We start from the raw sequence: 1,127 nt of genomic DNA, 5'->3' as shown, positions 1-1,127 counted from the left end.
TCTTTATCGGTAAACTCGTAATTGTACTTTAAATAATCTTCTATGTTTTTAGGAATAAACCAACGATTTGACATTTGTTTCATTGCTTTTTGTTTTTTCAATGATTCATCTTCAAATTGCGGTTGATGGATCGGAATAAAACGAATGCCTGTAATTTTACGACCTGTTTTGATCGGTTCGTAATGGAACGTGTAAGGAGAACATTTATCAAGTTCTTTTTTTGCAGGTTCGATAACTTTTTGAATAAAACCACCCGTTAACTTGTATTTATCAGCAATATTAAATATATCTTTTAATTTATCTATTGAATAATTAATAGGAGTTTTCTGATTAGATAATAATTCGTAAAAACGCATAGTATATACACTTTCAAATTCCATAGCTACTTTAAGTTCATACTTTTTAAAGCCTTTTGAAAAATCTAAAAATGCTTCTACTATTTTTGGATTTATTCTGAAAGTAGCAATCTCTGTATTTTTCTTAATTTTAGGCTCTGAAATTACTGAAATTAACTCCCAATCATTTTCATCTTCATACTCAAAGAATTTTTTAGCTAAATTTTTTAAAGCTGATTTTATTCGAATATGGTTAGTATCTGTTTCGTTTTGTAAAAATAATTTAATAGGCATACTAACAATGCTAGTATTTTGATTGTCTTGTTCAATAACTATTTTGTCTTTTAATTTTTGATTTTGTATTAATCCTTGAAAAAGCTCTACAAGACGATAAAGAATACGTTTCTCGTAAACAGAATAATCATATTTAGCAGTCGTTAAGATGTAAGACTGTAATACTTCTTTATTATTAATTTTAGACATAAGTTATAGTATTGAAAAGTAAATTTATATAAATACTATAACTTACACAAACATAAGTTATAGTATTTATTCAAAAAGTTATAGTTAACCATTTTCTATTTATTCAAAAAGTTATAGTTGTTTATTCAAAAAGTTATAGTTAGACTTTTTAATACCCTTGTAATATATATGATATACATATATATATCCATTTTTTGTCGAAAGTCGATAAGTAATGTTAGATAAGCTATGTTTAATTAATACAAAAACATGGTAATTTTTTAGTTTTTAAGGGTGTGATTTTCTTCGAAAAATCACTTTTGGGAGCTT

At 25.2% G+C, this 1,127-nt stretch carries 1 protein-coding gene; it reads right to left on the bottom strand.

From position 1 onward, the window contains the following. The coding region (locus tag BM072_RS15390; protein ID WP_092910829.1) for a replication initiation protein at positions 1 to 818 on the bottom strand (818 nt) is incomplete at its 3' end. Positions 819 to 1,127: the final 309 nt, after the last annotated feature.

Source organism: Algoriella xinjiangensis, assembly GCF_900115015.1.
GTDB lineage: Bacteria > Bacteroidota > Bacteroidia > Flavobacteriales > Weeksellaceae > Empedobacter > Empedobacter xinjiangensis.
This window is presented reverse-complemented; position numbering and strand designations above follow the sequence as displayed.